Here is a 21067-nt window from a genome sequence, read left to right on the forward strand (position 1 = left end):
GGCGCACGTCAAGTGAATGTGAGGATGTCAACGCCCTACAATCAAGCCCCGGTCCCGGCCCGGACCGGCCGGATGACAGACACCGCTGTGAGGAGAAAGCCCGTATGGCAAGCGCTGCCGCCACGGCCCTGACGGGCGGCGTGACCCCGCCGGCGGGCACCCGAGAGCAGATCCTCAGCACGGCGCGCGAGCTGTTCGTCTCCCAGGGCTTCGCGGCCACGACGACCCGCGAGCTCGCCGAGCGGCTCGGGTTCACCAAGGCGGCCCTCTATTACCACTTCCGCACCAAGGACGACCTGCTGAAGGCGCTGGCCGCCCCCTTCGTCGACCAGATGCGGGCGCTGGTCACGGGAACACCGCTGAGCGCCTCGCCCGCGGCCCGCCGCGCGCTGCTCGCCGCCTACATCGACATCGCCACCGCGGACCTGGACCTGATCCGCGTCCTCACCCAGGACCCGTCCGTCAACCACCGCCCCGCCACCGCCGAGCACACCGACCTGTCCCGGCGGCTGCTGCAGCTGCTGTCCGGCCAGGACGAGCCGGACACGACCGCCCGCGCGCGGGCCCGAGCCGCCCTCGGCGCCATCTGGGCGGGGCTGGTCCACGCCGCGCCGGACGACGACCCCACCGCCGTCCGCGCCGCGACGCTCGCCGCCGCGTGCGGCGCGCTGGGCGTTCCCGCACCGTCGACGCGGCCTTCTTTAGTCAATCGGGCAGCCGCGCGGTGAACGCGGTGATGATGGGCAAAGGACACATCAGGAAGACACAAGTTCAGGGAAGCCACAGGGACCTGGAGGTAGCTCCATGAGCTTCGACACGCCGAACGGCACCCGCGGCGCCCGGCAACCGGGCAAATGGACCAGCTTGCCGAACAAGCTGATGACGAAGAGGATCCGCAAGAGCGGCCAGGCCATGAACACCGACGCCCTGGTCCTGACGACCATCGGCCGCAGGACCGGAACCGCGCGCGAGACCCCGGTCGCCTGTTTCCCCGGCGGCGAGTTCAGCTGGTTCATCGTGGCGTCGGCCGCCGGCGCGCCCCGCAATCCGGCCTGGTACTACAACCTCGCCGCGCATCCCGACGAGGTCCAGGTCGAGACGGCTGGCCGGAAGGTGGCCGTGACCGCCGAGCAGCTCCACGGCAGGGCGCGCGACGCCGCGTGGCAGCAGATCACCGCCAGCTCCCCCCGTTTCGCCCAGTACCAGCAGAAGACCGACCGCGAGCTCCCGGTCATCCGCCTGACCCCCCGCGAGACCTGACCACACCCGGCCCGTGCGCGGAGACGCCCTGATCCGCCTGTCCGATTTCTTACCTGGGAGGTTCTTTACTGTTCCGCTCTCGGACCCCCGGCCCGATTCTGCCTACGCTCCAGCCACATTGCCGCGGGCAGGATCGCGTACGCCCCGGCAACCAGCTGGAAGGGGCCGGCGGCTCATGGCAGGAACGGGAAGATCCAGGAACCATCGCGCCGAGACGGTGTGCTTTCTCGTCATCTTCATCGGGTTGCAGTCCATCGCGATCCTGTTCGTCGAGAACGGCGACAGCCTGTGGCAGGACGTCGTCGCCGCCTTCGTCGTCGCCGTGATCGCGCGCTGCGTGACCTGGCTGGCCTTCAGCCGTCGCCGGGCGCGCCCGTGACCGGCCAGCGCTGACCGCGCCCGGGCCGACTTTCTCGCGGTTCCAGGCAACCATGCGCGCCTTGCGTGGCCTCTGGTGGGGCGAGGAGGTCGGATGGATCTCGATCTCCACCGGGCCATCGGCTCGTCCAGGACCGGAGTGACCCATCGCTTCACCGGGCACGACCACGACGGACGGGTGTCGAGGAGACGGACGAACGGGCCGGGAGGTGGAGCGTGGGCAGGATCCTGGTCGGCACGGCGTCCTGGACGGACCCGACCCTGTTGGCGTCGGGGTGGTACCCGCCGGAGGTCAGGACACCGGAGGAACGGCTGCGCTACTACGCGCGGCGGTTCCCGCTGGTCGAGGTGGACGCGACGTACTACGCGCCCCCGAGCGAGCGCACGGTGCGCGCGTGGGCCGAGCGCAGTCCGCGGGACTTCATCTTCGACATCAAGGCCTTCTCCCTGCTCACGCAGCATCCGACCCGACCGGCGGCGCTGTATCGGGATCTGCGTGCCAAGGTCCCCGAGAACCGAAAGAACGTCTATGCCCGCGACCTGCCATCGGCCGTCGTGGACGAGGTGTGGGACCGTTTCCTCACGACGCTCGACCCGCTGGCGCGGGCCGGCAAGCTCGGCGCCGTACTGTTCCAGTTCCCGCAGTGGTTTCCCATCGGGGCCGCGAACAAGAAGTACATCCTGGAGTGCCAACGACGCTGCGCGCCGTTGCCGATCTGCGTCGAGTTCCGCAACCGGACCTGGATGGAGGAGCGTAACCAGCGCGAGACGCTCGACTTCCTGGCCTCCTACGCGGTGCCCTATGTCTGCGTCGACATGCCGCAGGGCTATCCCAGCTCGATACCGCCGGTCGCGGCCGCCACCGCCGATCTCGCCGTCGTGCGCTTCCACGGCCGTCGCGACACCTGGACCAGCAAGGACGTCCACGAGCGCTTCGGATATCTGTACAGCGACCAGGAGCTACGTGAGTGGACGCCTAAACTGCGCCACCTCGCGGAGGAGGCGTCCACCACCCACGTGCTGATGAACAACTGCTTCGCCGACTACGCGCCCGTAAACGCGCGGCAGCTGGCCGACCAGCTTGGGGCCGACGCCGTAGCCGCGTCCGCCGAGGCCTGATCGGCGACCGTGATCGGCACGGAACCGCCGCCCGTGAGAACCAAACCGACCATCCCTGGCTCACGGGGCGCCATGCCGCACCGTCGGCACGACCTACGKCCTCAGCCCAGGCGACGGTCCCGGCTGAGGCGTGTGGGCTGGTTGACGGCACATCTCAGCCGAAATCCTCATTTCCCGCGAGGTCGCAGGTGAGTCCGACGGAAACGCGGGTAGGAGAAGACGCAGAACGGACACGCAGAGAACGGAGTCGAAATGACGAGGCCCACGTCGACGCACGACGCCGCGAACTCGCGGGTCACTGACAGCAACCCATTTGTGCCGCCGGACGAGGGAACCGTCCAGAACACCGGTGGCCAGGCCGCGCCGCATGCCGGGTACCCGGTTCCTCCGGCCGACCAGACCGGATACATGCCCTATCCGGAATCCGGTCAGGACCAGTACGGCCGCTCCCCCTATTCGTACGGCGCTGCCCCGGTTGGCGAGTCCTCCGGTGTCCGCACGCTGTGGATCCTCGGCTTCGTGCTGGGCGCGCTCGGCGTCGTGGTCCCGTTCGCCGGTGTCGCCGGCATCGTCTGCGGCGCCGTGGCCTGGGGGAAGCGGAGCAGCCGCGGTAAGGCGGCGACGATCGTGGCGATCGTGTGCACGCTGATCGGCGTGGCCCTCGGGATCATGGTGTACGTCTGATCCGTGGCCGCGTCGCGTCCGGCGACGCGGCGGTCCGCCTCCCCGGACGCGACGCGGCCCGAGCTGGGTACCCAGCTCGGGCCGCGTCGCGTCCGGTTCATCCGGTTCGGGCATTCGATATCCGCCGTCAGCGGCGCCGGGTCAGCGTGGTGATGCGTTCGCCCGTTCTGGGGGCCATACGACCGCCCGTCGCCCGTTCTGCCACTGGATTGTCAGGACCTGGTGCCCGAGCTGCCGCCCGGCCGCGTCGACGCGGAACGGGCCGAAAAGCGTCGTACACGTCAGGCCCAGCGCCGCCGTCCGCAGCGCGTCGTCGCCAGACTCCCCGGCCGTACCCGACGCGCGCAGACAGCGCAGGGCGACGAGTCCCGCGGCGAACGCCTGCGCGGCCGGGTAGGGCGGTTCGAAACCGGTACGCGCCCGGTAGGCGGCGACGAACGACGCCGCGGCGGGGCCTTCGTCCGGCTCGGGCGCGGCCTCGGGCAGCCACTGCGCCGGGCCGACGAGACCCTCCCGCCCGTCGCCCAGCTCGGCGAGCACCTCCCGCACGCCGGCCGCGACGAAACCGAGCACCCGCCGGCCCGCGCGGTCCACGGCGCGCGCGACCGCGAGCTCCTCGTCGAAACGAGCCGCCACCAACAACGCGTCCGCGGGCGGAGGCGCGGCGGGCAGCACCGCCGGGCTGGCGGCGAGGCCGTCCCGTTCCGCCCGCGCCACCGCGCCGGCGGCGACGGCGCGCGCGAATCCAGTGGGGCCGTGCAGCACCCCGACCGTCCCGACACCGGGGAACTCCCGGCGGATCATCTCCACCGTGCCGGCGAAGTACGTGTCCGCCGGGGCGAGAACGCTCACCACGTTGCTCCGTGGCGGAACGACGGCGCCACCGTGGTTCCAGACGAGCCGACGGGTGGCCGCGCAGACGTCGGCTGCCGGGCGGCTTCCGTACGGACCGAACAACAGGTCCGGGCGCAGGGCCTCCGCGCGGCGGGCCGCCGCGCCGGCGTCCGGATGCGCGTCGACCACCTCAAGCGCCACCCGGTCCGGCGCGGCGAAATCCTCCGCCCAGAGGGCGAGGGCGGCCGCACCGGCCCGGCCGTACCGTGCCAGGGGGCCGGACATGGGCGTCACCAGCACCGCCCGCACCGCCGCCATCAGTCGGCGGACGCGGTCAGTAGGCGGTGGCCAGCGCCGGATGGCCACCGCCAAGGGGCCAGGGCCGGCCCGGCGTCAGGTCGCCATCCTTCTGCCGGACACCCAGCCATGCCAGGTCTCCACCTCGATCCACGCGCTCACCCGCCCGCGGACCCGGTCCGGGTAGGGCTGGCCGGTGTAGTGCGTGGCGATCCGGTCGATGTCGACCCGCTCGGGATCGTCCTTCAGCTCCACCACCTTGCCCTGCAGGCTGACGTGTGTGTACCAGTCGCCCGCCTTGAGCACGGTGAGCGACACCCGGGGGTCCGATCTCAGGTACTCGAGCCGTTTGCGGCCTTCGTCCAGGTTGACCAGCACCCGGCCGCCCTCCCACAGGTACCAGGTGGCCACCGAGACCGGCTGACCATCCGACCGCACGGTCGCCATCACGCACGGATTCGGCTCCGCCAGCAGTTCGCTGACCTTCTCTGGCAACGGGGGCTTCGCCACGGCCAGGTCCTCCTCCAGGTCGCCATCCATTCGTGCCACGGTGCGGCATGGTTCTGCCCAGAGCCCGGCCCCTCGACACCGGGCTGGACGGCCGTTGCCAGCGCCCCGCTCCGGCAACGGCCGTCCAGCCCGGTGTCTAGCGGCCGGCCAGGGTCGCGACGGAGACGTCCCACAGCCGCGTGGCGGCCTCGGGGTCGAGGGCGTACGGCGCGACGCCGTTGCGGGCACTGAGGGCACCGACCTCCGCCTCGCCGCAGTCCTCGAAGTAGCGTCCGCCGATGCCGTCGAGCAGGGGTGACGTCGCGACGAGGATCGACGTGGCGGCACCCTGTTCGGGGGTCTTCCACTGCACGTCGACCGCGCCCGCGGCGGCGCGCAGCCGCGCCAGGTCCTCCTCGGACACGTAGCGCTGCAGGTTGGTCCGGATGCCGCCGGGCATCAGGGCGTTGACGGTGATCCCGTCGCCGGCCCACCGCTTGCTCGCCTCGACGGCGAACAGCACGTTGGCGGTCTTGGACTGGCCGTAGGCGGACCACGGCTCGTACTCGCGGCGCTCGAAGTGGATGTCGTCGAAGACGACGGCCRAGCGATGGTGCGCGCTGGAGCTGACCGACACGACCCGAGCGCGGCCCGCGGCGGCCAGAGCGTCGTGCAGCCCGGTGGCGAGGGCGAAGTGGCCCAGGTGGTTCGTGGCGAACTGCATCTCCCAGCCCTCGGGAGTCCGCAGGAGCGGCGAGGCCATGATGCCGGCGTTGTTGATCAGGATGTCCAGCGGACCGTCCCACTGGGCGACGAACGCCGCGACCGACGCCTGGTCGGCGAGGTCGAGAGGAGCGACGAGGATCTGCTTGTTGCCGGTGGTGGCGATGAGGTCCGCGGCGGTGCGGTCGCCCGCCTCGAGGTTGCGGACGGCCAGGGTCACCTCCGCGCCGGCGCCGGCCAGGGCGCGAGCCGTCTCGATGYCGATGCCCGAGGCACCGCCCGTGACGACGGTGCGACGGCCGGCGAGGTCGATACCGTCGATCACCTCGGCGGCGGTCGACTCGGCGGTGAACGGGGTGGTGATCCGATCGGTCATGGCGCGTTCCTTCTTGGTACTCGGTCCTTGGTACTCGGTCTCGGTACTCGGTACGCTCAACCGGAGGAACCTCCGGCTCGTCGGACAATAACCGGAGGAACCTCCGAATATTTCCGCGGAGGAGGTGTGATGGCCGCCACACGACCGCTGCGTGCCGACGCGCGGCGCAATCGGGAGCGGCTGCTCGAGGTCGCCGTCCGGGCTCTCTCGCAGGACGGTCCGGACATAGCGCTCGAGACGATCGCGAAGGAGGCGGGCGTCGGCATCGGGACGCTCTACCGTCACTTCCCGACACGCGAGGCGCTAGTCGACGCGGCGTACCGCAACGAGCTCGACCGGCTGTGCGACTCCGTCGACGACCTGCTGGCCACGATGACGCCCGACCAGGCGCTACGGACCTGGATGGATCACTTCATCGACTACATGAGCGCGAAGCGCGGCATGGGCGACGCCCTGCGCGCGCTCATCGCCTCCGGCGGCGATCCCTTCTCCCGCAGCCGAGACCGACTGACCGGCGCCGTGACGACGTTGCTGCGGGCGGGTTCGTCGGCCGGGACACTGCGGTCGGACGTGACGCCCGACGACGTCCTGATCAGCCTGAGCGGCATGTCGCTGGCGAGCGCCGACCTGCGGGACCGCGAACAGGCCGGCCGCCTGCTCGACCTCCTCATGGACGCGCTGCGCGCCCGTCACTGAACGCCGCTCGCTCGTTGCCGAGCGAGCGGGCGGACGAACAAACGAGCGAGCGGGCAGATGAACGGATGAACGGATGAACGGATGAACGGATGAACGGCGGACGCTAGGCGGCGAACGCAGCCGCGAGGGCCTCGACGCAGGACGGCGGTCTGGTCTCGGCGACGACGAGACAGCCGGGGACGTCGAGCGGCGGGTCGGTCGGCCGGATGGCCACCGAGCGGAGCCACGCCGCCGGGTCCCTCGTGGCCTCGCCGTGCAGCACCGTCCAGGTGGCATCACCCGGGCCCTCGGCCGTCGCCGCCGGGCGGGCGGCGCCGATCTCGACCAGCGTGTCCTGGACGCTGCCGGACGGCCGTCCCAGCCGTGGCTCGAACCCGGCGGACCAGCACGCCCGGAGCACGAAAGCCCGGAAGAACGGGTCACACGCCTCCGACGGGATCCGCAGCGGAAGACGGGCCAGGGCGGCCAGGTCCACGGCGGGCCGAGGTGCCGTCTCGAGCCAGGCCGGTATCGCGACCCGCAGCGGCTCGCGCCACAGCTCCACGACCCGGACGCCCGCGCTCGGGCGGGCGGCCCGCACCAGCGCGACGTCGACCTCGCCCCGCGCCACCGCCGCCACCTGGTCCGGGATCCGTACGCTGACCAGCTCGACCGCCACCTCGCGCTGGCCCGGCGTCTCCCGCAGCTCGCGAAGCGCCCGCTCGAGCCGCGGCCCGAGGCCCGGGCTGGCGCTGACCCGCATCGTGGACCGGCCGGCCGCGACCAGCTCGGCGGCCACAGCCGACGTCCGGTCGGCCGCGGCGAGCACGGCCCGGGCCTCGACGAGCATCCGCGCCCCCTCAACCGTGAGCCGGACGCGGCGGGAGGAGCGGTCCAGCAGGCGCACCCCCAGCTCACGCTCGAGCCGGGCGACCTGCTGGCTCACCGCGGGCTGGACGACGTGCAGCCTCTCGGCCGCCCGGCCGAAATGCAGTTCCTCGGCGACGGTCACGAAACAGCGAAGCTGACGAAGCTCCACGCCGTCGCCCCCCATTCATCAACATTCGTTATCGCTGCCCAGGCTAATCGGGCCTTGGTCAGCCGCGCGGTGACTCGTTGACTGGCGATGGCCCCGGCACGCGCGGGACTCGACATCTGAAGACGAAAGACCGAACACGAGCGACCGAAGACGGAAGACGGAGGAACACATGCGGATCGGGCTGTGGCTCGACGACGGTGACCGGACGGCACGGGACCTCGCGCACGACGCCGCGCGGGCGGCCGAGGCGGGATTCGGCTCGCTGTGGCTGAGCGAACGGGACGGCTGGGACCCGCTGACCCTGCTGACCGCGGTCGGCCAGGCGGCCCCCGCCGCGACTCTGGGCACCTCGATCATCCGCAGCTACCCACGCCACCCGGTGGCGCTGGCCGCGCAGGCGCTGACGGTCCAGGCCCTGACCGGGAACCGGCTGGTGCTCGGGGTGGGTCCTGGGCCCGCTCCGATCATCGAGTTCCGGTACGGTCGCCCGTTCACCGAGCCGGTCGCGAACCTGCGTGACTACCTGCGCGTCCTGACGCCCGCCCTGCGCGGCGAGCCGTTCTCGTACCGGGGCCGGCACTGGGCGGCCGAGGGAACAGTGGCGGTACCCGGCGCGAAGGAGCCGGCGGTGCTGCTGTCCGCGCTCGGGCCGGCCATGCTCCGGCTCGCCGGCGAGGCGGCCGACGGGACTTTGACCACCTGGGCCGGTCCCGGCCTCGTCGAGAGCTACTTCCTGCCCACCCTGGCCCGGGCCGCCGCGGCGGCGGGACGCCCGGCGCCAGCGGTGGTGGCCGGCGTCTGCGTGTGCGTCACCACGGACCCGGACGGGGCGCGGCGCTGGATCGACGACGCGTTCGGCGCGGCGCGCGGCCTGCCCAGCTATCGCGCGCTCTTCGACCGTCAGGGCCTCGACGGCCCGGCCGGCACGGCCGTCGTCGGCGACGCCGCCGGCGTCGAACGGCAGCTGCGGCGGTTCGCCGACGCCGGCGCGGCCGAGGTCCAGATCATCGCCTGCGGAAGCGCCGCCGACCGCGCCCGCACGATCGAGGCCGTCGGCGCGCTGGCCCGTTCCTGGTAGGCGGTCCCGGGAAGCCCGTCCCAGGCTCCTTCGGCAGACATGGAGTGGGGCCCGCAGGGCATGGTGCCGCGCGTTCCAGTCACCGACGCCACCGAGTTACTCAAGCCGCTGCGGAGGCAGCCCGGTCGGCGGCGCCGARCTCACGGACATCGGTCCATCGAGGACCTTCATCGAAGCGGCCATCCGGTGGCTGACTTCCTCACGGCAACTGCGGCGTGTCGGCGCGGCGGACGGGACCGGTGCGGCGACCAGGCCGGAAGTGGCTGCACGGCCGGAGGTACTTCGGATGTGGTGCGACGTGTTCGTCATCTGTTGCGAATGGGACTGACCGGTTCGCGGCGGCGGCAGACCAGCGAGGATCATGGGCGCCGGCCGCCGACAGGTCTCGGCGACCATCTGTAGCCAACGTTGAGGGAGGTGTGTGGGTCATGGGGGCTCGGCCGCTCCCGACGCAGGTCCTGCACTTCACCCACCTCGACCAGCTCGCGACAATCGCCGAGGTCGGCCTGCTGTCCGAGTCGGCGGCGGTGGACGCGGACGTGCGACGGATACAGGTGGCGAACCTYGGGATCAAGGCCAGGCGTGGCCGTCGGGTTGTACCGGTGCCGCCCGGCGGGGTGGTCGCCGACTACGCACCGTTCTACTTCGCGCCGCGGAGCCCGATGATGGCGGCGATCCACCATGGTCAGGTTCTGACGTACCTCGACGGCTGCGATGAGCTCGTCTACTTGGTGACGTCGGTCGAGCGGCTCACCGACCTGGGGTTGCCCCTCGTCTTCACCGACCGCAATGCCGTGCTCCGGAACGCGACGTTCCGTTCGGATCCCGACGACCTGGCCGCGCTGGTGGACTGGCCGCTGATGCGGGCGCGGATGTGGAACTCGACCGAGGRCGAGCCGGATCGCGTCGAGCGGCGGATGGCGGAGTGCCTCGTCCACGACCGCGTGCCCTGGGCGCTTTCACTCAGGTCGTGGCCAGATCGGTTGCCAGCGCTCGTCGAGCCCAGGCGGCCATGGCGCAGGCTGATCGACGGCTCGCGGTTATCGTCAGACCCGCCTGGTACTTCTGGACCATGAGGCGGACGACGTTGATCACCGAGGCGGGCGGCAACCTCCTCGACGCGGATGTGGATGCCCTGGTCAACACCGTCAACACCGTTGGCGTGATGGGCAAGGGACTCGCGCTGCAGTTCCGTCGCGCCTACCCGAAGATGTTCGACGCCTATCGGCAAGCTGTGGCCGACGGACAGGTCGAACTCGGCCGCATGCATGTCTGGTCAACTGGCGTAGCACCCGACACCCGGTATGTGATCAATTTTCCCACGAAGGGGCACTGGCGGTCGCCGTCGCGGGTCACCGACATCGATCGGGGTCTGGTCGACCTCGTCAGGGTCATCCGGGAGCTGGGTATCCGATCGATCGCGGTGCMCCCCTTTGGATGCGGCAACGGCGGACTCGCCTGGGGMATCGTCGAGCCGCGGATTCGCGCCGCGCTCGGCGCCCTGGACGATGTGCTCGTCGTGCTCTATCCACCAGGAGAGACCCTGGCGGCGGCGGCGATGCCGACGAGAACACCGCGTCCCGCCATGACGTCCCCACGGGCGGCCCTCATCCGGATCATCGAGCGGTACTCCGCGCATGCGCTCGGCGTCTCGATCATCGAGGTACAGAAGTTGCTGTATTTTCTCCAGCTGGCCGGTGAGCCTCTCGGGCTGCAGTACACAAAGGGCTACTACGGTCCGTACGCGRACAATTTGCGCCACGCGCTGAACAACCTGGAAGGCCACTATCTGGCTGGTTTCGGCGACGGCAGCGCGAAGGCCCTCGATRCTGAACCGCTCACCCTTCTACCAGGCGCCACGGACGAAGCGGACCACGCGCTTGCGGGAGAGCCGCACGTAGCCGATCGCATCGAGCGTGTCCTTGGCCTCGCCGACGGCTTTGAGTCCGCGTATGGCATGGAACTGCTCGCAAGCGTGCACTGGATCGCCGCTCATGAGGCTATCGACCCGGACGACGCCGACGAGATCTCTCGACTGGTCCGGGCCTGGACCCCCCGCGAGGGCCGAATGTTCACTGACAGCCACATCCGAACCGCCTGGCAGGCGCTCCGCGACCAGGGCTGGTTGCCTTCCGGCGCCCACAGCGGCGGCTCCTAAGCAGCTGGCGCCGTTATCGCGCGCCGGCTACCGAGTCGTCCGGCGCGGCGCGGCGTGCCCAGTCATCTGTTGCGAGCCGAGGATCTGGCCGACGACCAGTACTTCGAGGCGTTCGCCGTGGCGGTCCTGGCGTCGACGACCCCAGATCATGTTCTTCTCCCTCTAGGCTCCGTTCGTATGCGTTCCTCCCCACACAGCGCGGATGACCTGCTCACGAGCTACCGGCCCGCCGGCCAGACCGAGACGAAGGACGTCGCCAGGGTCCGGGCAATGGTCGCCGGCACCTCGGACCCGTGGTCGCGGGACATTCCACTGCACCTCACGGGGTCGGCACTGATCGTGCATCCCGAGACCAGGCGCGTCCTGCTGCGCTGGCACGACAGGATGGGGAGCTGGCTGCAGGTCGGCGGTCACGGCGACCCCGGGGAGACCGACCCGCTGAGCGTCGCCCTGCGCGAGGGCCGCGAGGAGACGGGCCTCGCGGATCTGCGCCCCTGGCCGACCGGGGAGCTGCGGCACACGGTCGTGGTCTCGGTGCCCGGGACGCCGCGCGAACCCGCGCATGAGCACGCGGACCTTCGTTTCGTCCTGGCCACGGCCACCCCCGACGCGGCCAGCCCGGAGAAGCCGACCGCTCCCCTGCGCTGGCTCAGCCTGCCCGAGGCACTGGAGCTCGCCGCCGAGGACAACCTGCGCGAGACCCTGACGCGGACGCGGCGCCTGCTCGGCTGAGCCGATACTCGCCGGGCCCGATGTTCGCCCGATCCGCTCCGCGGGCGTCAGGCTGGATGTCACGGTCGGGGCGATATAGGCGGCTGGCGATCCGCCGTAGGCTTTCCGCGTGAGCTGGGAGCAGGACCGCGGGCCGAGGCCGCGCCGTCCCGTATCGGGTCCGGCGATGACGGTCAGGGAGGGTGCCGCACGGTTAGGCGACGCCCTGCGCAGGCCGGTGTCGCTGGTCCACCCGCGACGTCGCACGGCTGGCCCGGAAGGACCTCCCCTGGGCGCGCGCGACGCGGTCGTGGCGTGCGGGGTGTACCGCCAGGGCGAGCGCGACCCGCATCCGCACGGGTTCGACGCGGCGCTGCGCACCGTGCGCGCCGGGAGGGACAGCTTCCTGTGGCTCGGCCTGTACGAGCCGTCGGAGGACGACCTGGCCGCGGTGGCCGCCACGTTCGGGCTGCATCCGCTCGCGGTGGAGGACGCCAGCCAGAAACACGACCGGCCCAAGCTGGAACGCTACGACGACACCCTGTTCGCCGTGCTGAAGACCATCCGCTACGTCGACCACGACAAGGTCTCCACGGCCGCGGAGATCGTGGAGACCGGCCAGATCATGGTCTTCCTGGGCCGCGATTTCGTGGTCACCGTCCGGCACGGTGCGCACGGCGAGCTGCAGACGCTGCGCGCCCGGCTGGAAGCCCGCCCTCAGCTGCTCGCCCGCGGCCCGGCCATCGTGCTGCACGCCATCGCCGACCACATCGTCGATGACTACCTGAAGGTCGCCGGCCTGATGGAGACCGACATCGACGCGCTCGAGAACTCCGTGTTCGACCACCGGACCCGGTTTCCCGACGCCGGAGCGGTCTATCTGCTCAAACGGGAGGTGGTGGAGTTCAAACACGCCGTGCTGCCACTGGCCGCCCCGTTGCGCGTCCTCGCCGACCCGGACGGCGCGGCCGGGCTGGTCCCGTCCGACGTACGCAGCTACTTCCGCGACGTCGAGGACCATCTGCACCGCGTCACCGAACAGATCGCCGGATTCGACGACCTCCTCGGTTCGCTCCTGCAGGCCACCCTGGCCCAGGTCTCCGTCGCCCAGAACCAGGACATGCGCAAGATCAGCGCCTGGGTGGCGATCGCCGCCGTTCCCACCGCGACCGCGGGCATCTACGGCATGAACTTCGAGCACATGCCCGAGCTGCGCCAGGTCTGGGGCTACCCGGCCGCCCTGGCGTTCATGGTCACGGTCAGCGTCCTGCTCTACGGCGTGTTCAAACGCAACGGCTGGCTGTAGGACCGGCCGCGTCACCCGTGGCGTCGTCGTCAGTGCCGTCGCCGTCAGTGCCGTCGCCGTCAGTCCCGTCGCCGTCAGTCCCGTCGCCGTCAGCGGGACCGTCCAGGGCATCCGCTATCGCGACGAACCCGGCCAGGGCCGCCTGGAGATCCTCGACGATCTCGCGGGCGATGACGGCCGGCGGCAGGAGGCTGTCGGCGTCGTCGTGGGACGGGTCCCGCAGCCAGGTGACGTCGAGGTTGACCTTGTCGCGGGCGATCAGCTCGGCGCGGGTGAAGGGGCGGAAGCGCTCGGACTCGACCCGCTCGGCGCGGGGCCTGCCGGGGAGGTAGCACTCGACGAAGCCGTCCAGGTCGGCCTGGCGAAGCGGACGCTGGCGCAGTGTGAAGTGCTTGCCCGTGCGGAGGTCGTAGACCCAGACGACCGAGGTGTTCGGGCCGCCGTCCGGGCGCGGCGGCTTCTTCTCGAAGAACAGCACGCTGGCCTTGACGCCGCCGGCGTAGAAGATGCCGGTCGGCAGCCGCAGGATCGTGTGCAGGTCGAACTCGGCGAGCAGCCGCCGGCGCACCTTCTCACCGGCGCCACCCTCGAACAGCACGTTGTCCGGCAGGACGACCGCCGCCCGGCCGTTCACGGCGAGCAGCGACATGATGTGCTGCAGGAAGTTCAGCTGCTTGTTCGTGGTCGTGGCACAGAAGTCGTCGCGGTCGTAGGCGATGTCCTCGTTCTCCAGGCTGCCGTCGCTGCCGACGACGGTGATCGCGGACTTCCTGCCGAACGGCGGGTTCGCCAGCACCAGCGAGGCGTGCCCGCGGGGCCTTTCCGCGAGCGCGTCGTCGACGACGATCGGAGATGGGCCGTCGGCCGCGCCGATGCCGTGCAGCAGCATGTTCATCGCCGCGAGCCGGGCGGTGCCGGCCACCAGCTCGGTGCCCCAGATCCTCCCGGCGCCGAGCCCGCACCGCTCGTCCAGGCGGAGACCACTCGGGTGGTGCTCCCGGAGGTAGTGGTGCGCCGCGATGAGGAAGCCGCCGGTGCCGCAGGCCGGGTCGGAGATCGTGTCGTCGGGCCGTGGCTGGGTGACGGCGACCATCGCGTCGATCAGCGCGCGCGGGGTGAAGTACTGCCCGGCGCCGGTCTTGGTGTCCTCGGCGCCCCTGGCGAGCAGCCCCTCGTAGGCGTCGCCCTTGAGGTCGGTCCCCTCGACGGTCCAGTCCTCCCTGCCGATCAGGTCCCTGACCAGTCTCTCCAGCAGGGCGGGCCGGGTGATCCGGTTCCGCGCCCCCGCGAAGATCGTCGACAGCGTCGTGCCGGTTCCCTCGCCCAGCGTCTCGAGAATGTCCCGGTAGTGCCGCTCCAGGGCCTCGCCCCGCAACCGGACCAGCGACCGCCAGTCATGGGTGGACGGCACGACGGCCTTCGCCTCCGCCGCCGCCGCGGACGGGTCGGAGGCGATCTCGTCGGCCATCTTCAGGAACAGCAGGTAGGAGAGCTGTTCGACGTACTCGATCGTCGACAGCCCGTTGTCCCGCAGCACGGTGCAGTAGCTCCACAGCTTCGCGACCAGCGCGTTCGCCTGAGTGCGCGCCTGTGTGGCGGACGCGGGGTTCACAGACGCGAGAGGCCCCGACACGGGGTTCGTGGACGCGGGGGTCACAGCGGGAACTCCCGGGGAACGGGGATCGATCGCCGCGCGGCGGCATGCTCACCGGCGGGGTCTCGCGGCACGAGCCGGCCGCCGACCGCGCTGGCCAGGAGCGACCGCCGAAGGTGGGCCGCCCTGCTCAGCCCGTTCCGCGCGGCGCGGTCCAGGGCGTCGGCGCCGCTCATCAGCTCGTCGCAGACACCGACGAGCCGTTTCTGCGCGTCAAGTGGCGGAAGGGGGAACTCGACCGCGGCCAGCCGCTTCACGGAAAGATGGGCGATGTTCGTCGTGATTCGGGCCTCGCGCATGAAGCGGAGCGAGTGCATGTGCCGGCGGAAGACCAGCAACGCCCATTCCGGGAGCACGCCGGGACGGGGGCGGAAACGGAGCAGGCTGTTCGTGAAGGCGACGTTCTCGGGGACGCCGCGGTAGATCGCCGGCCGGCCGAGGAGATGTGGGCTCTGTCCTTCGTTCAGGAGCACGTCACCCGGCTCGAGCCGGTACTTGGCAAAGACGCCCGAGAAATCCATCTCCTTGACGTCGGCGGTGTCGATCCGGTCCTCGAACACGTTGGCGACCCGAAGGTACGGTCGCATCTCGGGGCCGTGGTGCCAGTCCGGATGGCGCTGCCGGCCGAGGTCTATGACCCCGGCCTGACCCGTCGTCGTCACCGACCACGAGGCCGGCGGGCTCTCCGGTACCAGCGTGAGCAGGATCGCCTTCCGCAGCGAGCGGGTCCGCAGGCGGGCGCTCTCGACCTCGCGGACCGCCGCGTCGAGGCGGGAGAGGTGGTCTTCGAGGGTCCCGACGATGCGGCGCTGTTCCGCTATCGGCGGCAGGGGCAACGGGATCTGCTGAACGCTGCGCGACGACAGGTGCTTGACGGTGACCGACGAGGTTCTGGCCCCTATCGCGTCAAGGTAGCCCTGCAGCACGTGCAGAAGGAAACCCGGGTCATAGACATCTGGATCACGCACGGAGACCTTGCATACACGCTGGTTGAGAAGCGCCTCGGGGCCACGCCAGACGGCCACCCGGAAATCGCCGTCCATTCCGACGATCATGTCCCCGGCCCGGACGAGGTATTCCTCTTCGTACTCACCCGAATAATAGGTGTCGCCGGCGAGCCGACCGACGTCGCGAATACGGATCAGAGGCATGCCGTGGCCATGGTCGTTGAACAGGCCCGACCTGAAGGCGAAGCCGTTCCGTACGTCCRCCACGTCCGCCAGCGGGACCCGCCTCCAGGTCTCGTGACATCCCAGCAGGCCGGGATCACCGGAGCGCTCCGCCTCGGCGACTATGTCGACGGGGTTGAGGACAAGGGTCACGAAACGGCGCTCCAGCGCGTGCCGATCAAGCCGGGTCTCTGTACGGCCCGCCCGGTCCCGCGGTCGGGGCAGGCCTGCGGGCTTCGTCCACATCCAGTTCATACCTGAGGAGTGAGATCAGGCCGGGCATACACGACGTGCCTAGGATGTGGGCTCGATCTGGGCGAGGAAGCGGTTGGTGGCCGCCTGCCTGGGGTACCCGGCAGGGTCTCTGACACATGCGGGGCACCAGTGCCCGGCGGTGAGGATGAGCCGGGGGCTGCCTGTGAACTCGTGCCCGTCGGCGCAGCGCCAGCGCAGTGGTGTGACGGTGTCGCCCGTGGTCACCGTGCGGGACAGCAGCTCGCCGCCGCGGAAGTCGGCGGCCGCGGCGAGATCAGCGCTGTTCCATGCGGCCGGGTCCTTCGTCTCGTCGTAGCCGTGGTCAAGCAGGCGCGGGGTCCGGTCCGGGGCGGGCGGCTGGAAGGTGGACCAGTCACCGATGGCGTCCCAGTCCGCGCGGGAGCCGAAATAGGCCTGGATCCGCGCCTCGTCGTTGTCGCGGATCCAGGTCATGGTGCCCCTGGGCTGCCTGGTGAGCGGACCGATGACGAAGTTCTTCACGATCGCCGCCGGCACTCTCCCGGCCAGGCGCACCGTGCGCGGGGCGACACCCAGGGCGCGGGCGAGCGCGCCGTCGAAGGTGTCGTGCCGGAAGGGGACGAGGCTCTCCAGGTCGTCCGAGTCGGTGTACCAGTGGCCGTGGAAGTTGCGGGTGGCGAACCAGCCGCGCTCATACCAGCGGCGGAGGYCCTTCACGCCGAGCGCGCCGGACAGGCCGACCTGCAGGTCCCAGTTGGTCAGCCGCCAGGGCTCACCGCCGCCGATGTTGTACACCCGGCCCCAGAACCGCTCGGGCACACCGTCCTCGCAGATGTTGGCGAGCAGGCGGGCGGAGTCCTCGGCCGACGCCCATTCCATCACCCCCGCGAACGGCACGTGGGTCACGATGGCGTCGCGGATCCCCAGKATCCCCGGATGGAAGATCCCCGTCTGGCGCAGCCATGCCCAGCGCGGCAGCCGCGACTCGATCAGCGCCCGCTCAGCGATGATCTTGCTCTGGCCGTACTCGTCGAACCGGGAGACCCGCAACGGGTCGCCGACCCGGCCCCAGTGGTGCGGGGGGTTGCGGTCTCCGGTCTCGGCGACCGACCCGATCATGACCACGCCGATCGCCGCGGGATCCTCCTGCGCCAGCACCGCCCTGACGATGTTCTGGACCCCGCCGACGTTCACCCGGCGCGTGAGCTCGGGATGGTCGTCGGCCAGCGGCGAGACGACGGCGCCCAGGTGCAGGATGTGGTCGCTGCCGCGCACGCACCGCTCGACGGTCTCGTAGTCCGTCAGATCGCCCCAGGCGACCCGCAGGTTGGGCATGCCGGCGAACTCGCCGATGGCCGCTCGCTCACGCCGGGTCGGCAGCACCAGGGCGACGACCTCGAACCGGTCGGCCCGTCCGGCGAACTCACGCAGCACGCAGCGGCCCCAGTTTCCGGTCGCCCCGGTGAGAAACACCCGCCGCCTGCCAGCCACGCCGACCATCTCCTCAATCCGAAGATGTCAGAGAATGGCATAGGAGTTCCGCGGGGACGTTTCGCTCAGGTCACCGGGAGGCCGTCGACCGGACGGCCGCGGGCCGTGGCCGGACGCCCGACCGGTCGCCCGCGCGTCGGACGCCGCCGGGAGGCGGGGGCGCCGGGGCGACGCCGTCCACCGCCACCAGCAGCTGGCGGGGGCCGCGCAGGAGCGGGCTTGGCCGGTAGGGCGGCGGGTCGGCCACCAGCCGGGGGTTCCGCAGCCGGCGCACGAGCTCCGTCAGGGCGATCTGCGCCTCGATCCGGGCCAGCGGGGCGCCGAAGCAGTAGTGGACTCCCCCGCCGAAACCGAGATGCTCGATGTAACGCCGGTCCGGGTCGAACCGGTCGGGGTCGGCGACATGGGCGGGGTCGCGGTTGCCCGCCGCGAGCGCCAGGGTGACGGGCGCGCCGCGGGGGATGACGGTGCCGGCGATCTCGATCTCGTCGAGGGCCCCGCGGTTCCCCAGGAACTGCACCGGTGGGTCGTGGCGCAGCACCTCCTCGACCACCCGGCTGGCCAGGTCGGGCTGCCGGGCCAGGCGATGCGCGACGTCGGGATGACGCAGCAGGGCGAGCATGCCGTTCGCGATGAGGTTGACGGTGGTCTCGTGGCCGGCGATGAGGAGAAGCGCGGTGTTGATCATCAGCTCGCCGCGCGAGAGCCGGCCTCGCGCGTCGGCAGCGGCATCGGTGGCGAGCCCGGACAGGATGTCGTCGCCGGGGTCGCGCCGGTGGGCGTCGGCCAGGCCGCCGAGGTACTCCCCGAGCTCGGCCAGGGCCCTGGTCCGCCGGTCACGCCGGGTGGCCAGGTCGCCGGTGGCGGGGTCGGTGGCCTCGACCACGGCGCCGGCCCAGACCCGGAAGCGCGGCTCGTCCTCGCGGGGCACCCCGAGCAGCCGGCAGATGACCGTGACCGGGAGCGGGTAGGCGAACCCGTCGACGAGGTCCACCTGGTCACGACCGGCCAGGCCGTCCACCAGGCCGCCGGTGATCTCGGTGATCTCGGGGAGCAGCCGGATGACCCGGTCGGGGTTGTGCGGCGGCCCGAAGTGCCGGGTCAGCAGCCGCCGGATCCGGTCGTGCTCGGGCGGGTCGAGGGCGATGAACGAGGGCGGCAGCGGCCCGGTGGCGCCGTCCGGGGCGAGGGCCTCGCGGTCGGAGCGGTTGCGGGGATCCGAGCTGAGCCGGGGGTCATGCAGCAGCGCGACGATCTCGGCGTACGTGCTCACGACGAAGCCGCCGTCGTCCGCCCGGCTGACCGGCGTGCGGCGCAGCTCCGCGTAGAGCGGGTACGGATCGGCACGGTTGCTGTGGTCGAGAACCTGATCGAAGACGCTGACCGGCGCCATAGCCATAGGGCGGCCCTCCGAGTTGTCGACGGCGTGTGGCCGGCTCGCTCAGCGGCCCGCCTGGACGAACCGGGCACGCCGCGCGGACGGGTCATGTCCGGTCACCATGACCGTGGCCTCCCGGACGAGCGCCGGCCGGTCCGGGATCTCCGCGGGCATGGTCCGCGCCGCGGGCTGGTCGACGCGGCGGAAGTCCGGCGGGAACGGCGCCGCCCGCTCGATCAGGCCCTGGTAGAAGTCCAGCCATTTCCCCTGGTCGAAGGCGACCGCGGCGGTGACCCGGCCGCGGCAGCCGTAGACGGCGATGAACCGGCGGTCCGCGACTGAGCCCTGCGCGATGACGACCTCGTCGGCGAAGGTGGGGACGCCCACGGACTTGATCTCTATCCCGAACTGGGTCGACCAGAAGCTGGGCACCGCCAGATGCGGCCAGCGCTCGGTCTGCGGGCTGATCATGTTGTGGGCCGCGATCTCGCCCTGCGCGACCGCGTTGCTCCAGTGCTCGAGCGCGAGGAACTGGAAGTCGTAGAGAGGGTGCGGGAACCGTGCCACGTCGCCGGCGACGAAGACGTCGTCGCAGACCATGCCGTCGACCGTGAAGGCCCTCGACCCGGTGTCGCAGGCGACTCCCCACGGCCCGGCCGCGAGCCCCGAGTCCACAAGCCACTCGACGTTGCGGACGCCGCCGAGCGCGGCGACGGCCACGTCGACGTCGAGCGACGTGCCGTCCGACAGGTGGGCGCGGCGCAGCCGGCCGGCCCGGTCGCCCTCCAGCGCCGTGACCGTGACGTCGCAGCGCAGGTCGACGCCGTGGTCGCGGTGCAGGTCCGCGGCGACCGCGCCGACCGTCCGCCCGAGGGCTCCGACCAGCGGCGCGGGGCCCCGCTCGGCGACGGTCACCGGCAGCCCCAGCCCACGGCACGACGACGCGACCTCCGACCCGGTGAAGCCGGCGCCGATGACCAGCACCCGGCGGGGCCCGGCGGCGAGCCGCCGCCGCAGGCCGTCGGCGTCGTCCCGGCCACGCAGGACGAACATGCCGTCGAGGGCCGCCTCGCCTGGATGGGGCCACGGTCGCGCCCGCGCGCCGGTGGTGATCAGCAGCCGGTCGAACTCGACCTCCTCGCCGTCCGCGAGCAGGACGCGCTTGCTGGCCAGATCGAGCCCGGTCGCGCGCACGCCGAGCCGCCACTCGGCATCGAGGTCGTCGGGCCGGGCAGGGCGGTCCGACGGCCCGGTACCCAGCCGTCCAGGACCTGCTTGGACAGCGGCGGCCGGTCGTAGGGTTCGCACGGCTCGTCGCCGATCAGCGTCAGGGGGCCGGTGAGGCCCTCCCGCCGCAGCGCCGCCGCGGCGCGCAGGCCGGCGACCGAGACGCCGACGATGACGATCCGCGCGGCGCGCCTCCTGGCGTCGGCGTCGGCGTCGCCGGTGGCGGTGCGGCCGCGAGTGGCGGTGCGGCCGCGAGTGGCCGTGCCAGCGCCGGCGGTGGCCGTGGCCCTGACGGTGGCGGTGGCACGAGCCGGCGGCCCGGGGCCGGCGCCGTCACGCGTCCGGATCGGCTCGACCCGCAGCGCCTGGACCGGGCAGGCCGCCGCCGCCCTGAGAACCTGCTCCCGCCGGGAGTCGTCGGGCTCCGGGTCGTACCAGAGCGCCTCATCCCCCTGCATGCGGAACACATCCGGGGCGAGGAACGCGCACTGGGCATATCCCTGGCAGCGCGTGAGGTCAACGACGAGTCTCACGAGAAATCCCCCCGGGTCACCTCGGCTCGGGGGCGTCCGACCCCGACGCTGCCGGACTCCTGCCCCGCGCCGCTGGTAGGAACCCTGGCCGCCACCGGTTCCGTGGCCGGTGAACCGTCCAGAGGGTCGACGAGGTTGCCCGAGGGCACACATTTCACGTAACTTGACGTAGTCCTTCGCGTACAGGCAGCGATCTCCATGAAAACGTGGACGTCCAGCGCCTCCGAATCGGAGGGGGCACGGCCTCGACCCGC

The 21067-nt window shown here is 71.5% G+C and carries 21 protein-coding genes; 11 read left to right on the forward strand and 10 right to left on the reverse strand.

All coding sequences use genetic code 11. The features are described 5' to 3' along the window. The first annotated feature begins 104 nt into the window (after positions 1-104). The 5 genes from BL253_RS44865 to BL253_RS26440 all read left to right on the forward strand — a co-directional run bounded on the left by BL253_RS44865 (position 105) and on the right by BL253_RS26440 (position 3441). Entirely contained in the window at positions 105-728 is a 624-nt protein-coding gene (locus BL253_RS44865; RefSeq protein ID WP_076820020.1) for a TetR/AcrR family transcriptional regulator, read from the forward strand. A gap of 76 nt (positions 729-804) precedes the next feature. Next, a complete protein-coding gene (locus tag BL253_RS26425; RefSeq protein ID WP_198946403.1) occupies positions 805-1260 on the forward strand; it encodes a nitroreductase/quinone reductase family protein in 456 nt (151 codons plus the stop codon). Between the two features lie 175 nt (positions 1261-1435). After that, positions 1436-1639 (forward strand): hypothetical protein, encoded by a 204-nt coding sequence (locus BL253_RS26430; RefSeq protein WP_076820021.1) that lies wholly within the window; start codon positions 1436-1438, stop codon positions 1637-1639. 215 nt (positions 1640-1854) lie between these two features. Beyond that, positions 1855-2757: a DUF72 domain-containing protein gene (locus tag BL253_RS26435; protein ID WP_076820022.1), complete on the forward strand. Its 903-nt coding sequence runs from the start codon at positions 1855-1857 to the stop codon at positions 2755-2757. A 252-nt stretch (positions 2758-3009) separates the two neighbouring features. Beyond that, positions 3010-3441 (forward strand): DUF4190 domain-containing protein, encoded by a 432-nt coding sequence (locus tag BL253_RS26440; protein WP_076820023.1) that lies wholly within the window; start codon positions 3010-3012, stop codon positions 3439-3441. Positions 3442-3582: 141 nt separating this feature from the next. Here BL253_RS26440 and BL253_RS26445 read toward each other — a convergent pair whose 3' ends face one another. From BL253_RS26445 to BL253_RS26455, 3 genes are all read right to left on the reverse strand, one after another. Beyond that, the gene (locus tag BL253_RS26445; protein WP_241835155.1) at positions 3583-4575 is read right to left on the reverse strand and encodes an ABC transporter substrate-binding protein; all 993 of its coding nucleotides are present in this window, start codon (positions 4573-4575) and stop codon (positions 3583-3585) included. 93 nt (positions 4576-4668) lie between these two features. After that, the gene (locus tag BL253_RS26450; RefSeq protein ID WP_241835156.1) at positions 4669-5112 is read right to left on the reverse strand and encodes a PPOX class F420-dependent oxidoreductase; all 444 of its coding nucleotides are present in this window, start codon (positions 5110-5112) and stop codon (positions 4669-4671) included. Positions 5113-5218: 106 nt separating this feature from the next. Further along, entirely contained in the window at positions 5219-6160 is a 942-nt protein-coding gene (locus tag BL253_RS26455; RefSeq protein ID WP_076820025.1) for an SDR family NAD(P)-dependent oxidoreductase, read from the reverse strand. Between the two features lie 129 nt (positions 6161-6289). Between BL253_RS26455 and BL253_RS26460 the strand changes: the two genes are divergently transcribed. Next, positions 6290-6856 (forward strand): TetR/AcrR family transcriptional regulator, encoded by a 567-nt coding sequence (locus BL253_RS26460; protein ID WP_076820026.1) that lies wholly within the window; start codon positions 6290-6292, stop codon positions 6854-6856. A gap of 103 nt (positions 6857-6959) precedes the next feature. Here BL253_RS26460 and BL253_RS26465 read toward each other — a convergent pair whose 3' ends face one another. After that, positions 6960-7889: a LysR family transcriptional regulator gene (locus BL253_RS26465; RefSeq protein ID WP_198946404.1), complete on the reverse strand. Its 930-nt coding sequence runs from the start codon at positions 7887-7889 to the stop codon at positions 6960-6962. 154 nt (positions 7890-8043) lie between these two features. Here BL253_RS26465 and BL253_RS26470 point away from each other — a divergent pair, with 154 nt between their 5' ends. From BL253_RS26470 to BL253_RS26490, 5 genes are all read left to right on the forward strand, one after another. Then, positions 8044-8952 carry a TIGR03564 family F420-dependent LLM class oxidoreductase gene (locus BL253_RS26470; RefSeq protein WP_076820027.1) on the forward strand — a complete coding sequence of 303 codons (909 nt, stop codon included), beginning with the start codon at positions 8044-8046 and terminating at the stop codon, positions 8950-8952. 428 nt (positions 8953-9380) lie between these two features. Next, positions 9381-10028, forward strand: coding sequence for a type II toxin-antitoxin system toxin DNA ADP-ribosyl transferase DarT (gene darT, locus BL253_RS26475; protein ID WP_131831575.1), 648 nt, complete (start codon positions 9381-9383; stop codon positions 10026-10028). 11 nt (positions 10029-10039) lie between these two features. Beyond that, positions 10040-11110 (forward strand): type II toxin-antitoxin system antitoxin DNA ADP-ribosyl glycohydrolase DarG, encoded by a 1071-nt coding sequence (gene darG, locus BL253_RS26480; RefSeq protein ID WP_096336093.1) that lies wholly within the window; start codon positions 10040-10042, stop codon positions 11108-11110. Positions 11111-11164: 54 nt separating this feature from the next. Further along, positions 11165-11842 carry an NUDIX hydrolase gene (locus tag BL253_RS26485; protein WP_241835157.1) on the forward strand — a complete coding sequence of 226 codons (678 nt, stop codon included), beginning with the start codon at positions 11165-11167 and terminating at the stop codon, positions 11840-11842. A gap of 166 nt (positions 11843-12008) precedes the next feature. Beyond that, positions 12009-13127 carry a magnesium and cobalt transport protein CorA gene (locus tag BL253_RS26490; RefSeq protein ID WP_241835158.1) on the forward strand — a complete coding sequence of 373 codons (1119 nt, stop codon included), beginning with the start codon at positions 12009-12011 and terminating at the stop codon, positions 13125-13127. Here BL253_RS26490 and BL253_RS26495 read toward each other — a convergent pair. The 6 genes from BL253_RS26495 to BL253_RS45910 form a co-directional block, all read right to left on the reverse strand. Beyond that, positions 13105-14739 (reverse strand): class I SAM-dependent DNA methyltransferase, encoded by a 1635-nt coding sequence (locus BL253_RS26495; protein ID WP_081438711.1) that lies wholly within the window; start codon positions 14737-14739, stop codon positions 13105-13107. The genes BL253_RS26490 and BL253_RS26495 overlap by 23 nt on opposite strands. A gap of 41 nt (positions 14740-14780) precedes the next feature. After that, positions 14781-16103 carry a restriction endonuclease subunit S gene (locus BL253_RS26500; RefSeq protein WP_158230423.1) on the reverse strand — a complete coding sequence of 441 codons (1323 nt, stop codon included), beginning with the start codon at positions 16101-16103 and terminating at the stop codon, positions 14781-14783. A gap of 141 nt (positions 16104-16244) precedes the next feature. Continuing rightward, the gene (locus BL253_RS26505) at positions 16245-17675 is read right to left on the reverse strand and encodes an NAD-dependent epimerase/dehydratase family protein (RefSeq protein ID WP_198946405.1); all 1431 of its coding nucleotides are present in this window, start codon (positions 17673-17675) and stop codon (positions 16245-16247) included. Positions 17676-17745: 70 nt separating this feature from the next. Next, entirely contained in the window at positions 17746-19074 is a 1329-nt protein-coding gene (locus BL253_RS26510) for a cytochrome P450 (protein WP_241835159.1), read from the reverse strand. A 42-nt stretch (positions 19075-19116) separates the two neighbouring features. After that, a complete protein-coding gene (locus tag BL253_RS26515; RefSeq protein WP_241835160.1) occupies positions 19117-20247 on the reverse strand; it encodes an NAD(P)/FAD-dependent oxidoreductase in 1131 nt (376 codons plus the stop codon). After that, positions 20166-20813 (reverse strand): ferredoxin, encoded by a 648-nt coding sequence (locus tag BL253_RS45910; RefSeq protein WP_241835161.1) that lies wholly within the window; start codon positions 20811-20813, stop codon positions 20166-20168. The genes BL253_RS26515 and BL253_RS45910 overlap by 82 nt, the downstream gene beginning before the upstream one ends. Positions 20814-21067 lie beyond the last annotated feature (254 nt).

Origin of the sequence: Pseudofrankia asymbiotica, from assembly GCF_001983105.1 — a bacterium.
GTDB classification, from domain to species: Bacteria; Actinomycetota; Actinomycetes; order Frankiales; family Frankiaceae; genus Pseudofrankia; species Pseudofrankia asymbiotica.

Bases quoted from the DNA above. Each gene is read 5' to 3' on its own strand.
- BL253_RS44865 (WP_076820020.1), top strand. From the start codon at position 105: ATGGCAAGCGCTGCCGCCACGGCCCTGACGGGCGGCGTGACCCCGCCG.
- BL253_RS26425 (WP_198946403.1), top strand. From the start codon at position 805: ATGAGCTTCGACACGCCGAACGGCACCCGCGGCGCCCGGCAACCGGGC.
- BL253_RS26430 (WP_076820021.1), top strand. From the start codon at position 1,436: ATGGCAGGAACGGGAAGATCCAGGAACCATCGCGCCGAGACGGTGTGC.
- BL253_RS26440 (WP_076820023.1), top strand. From the start codon at position 3,010: ATGACGAGGCCCACGTCGACGCACGACGCCGCGAACTCGCGGGTCACT.
- BL253_RS26450 (WP_241835156.1), bottom strand. From the start codon at position 5,112: ATGGATGGCGACCTGGAGGAGGACCTGGCCGTGGCGAAGCCCCCGTTG.
- BL253_RS26460 (WP_076820026.1), top strand. From the start codon at position 6,290: ATGGCCGCCACACGACCGCTGCGTGCCGACGCGCGGCGCAATCGGGAG.
- BL253_RS26465 (WP_198946404.1), bottom strand. From the start codon at position 7,889: ATGGGGGGCGACGGCGTGGAGCTTCGTCAGCTTCGCTGTTTCGTGACC.
- BL253_RS26470 (WP_076820027.1), top strand. From the start codon at position 8,044: ATGCGGATCGGGCTGTGGCTCGACGACGGTGACCGGACGGCACGGGAC.
- BL253_RS26490 (WP_241835158.1), top strand. From the start codon at position 12,009: ATGACGGTCAGGGAGGGTGCCGCACGGTTAGGCGACGCCCTGCGCAGG.
- BL253_RS26510 (WP_241835159.1), bottom strand. From the start codon at position 19,074: ATGGCTATGGCGCCGGTCAGCGTCTTCGATCAGGTTCTCGACCACAGC.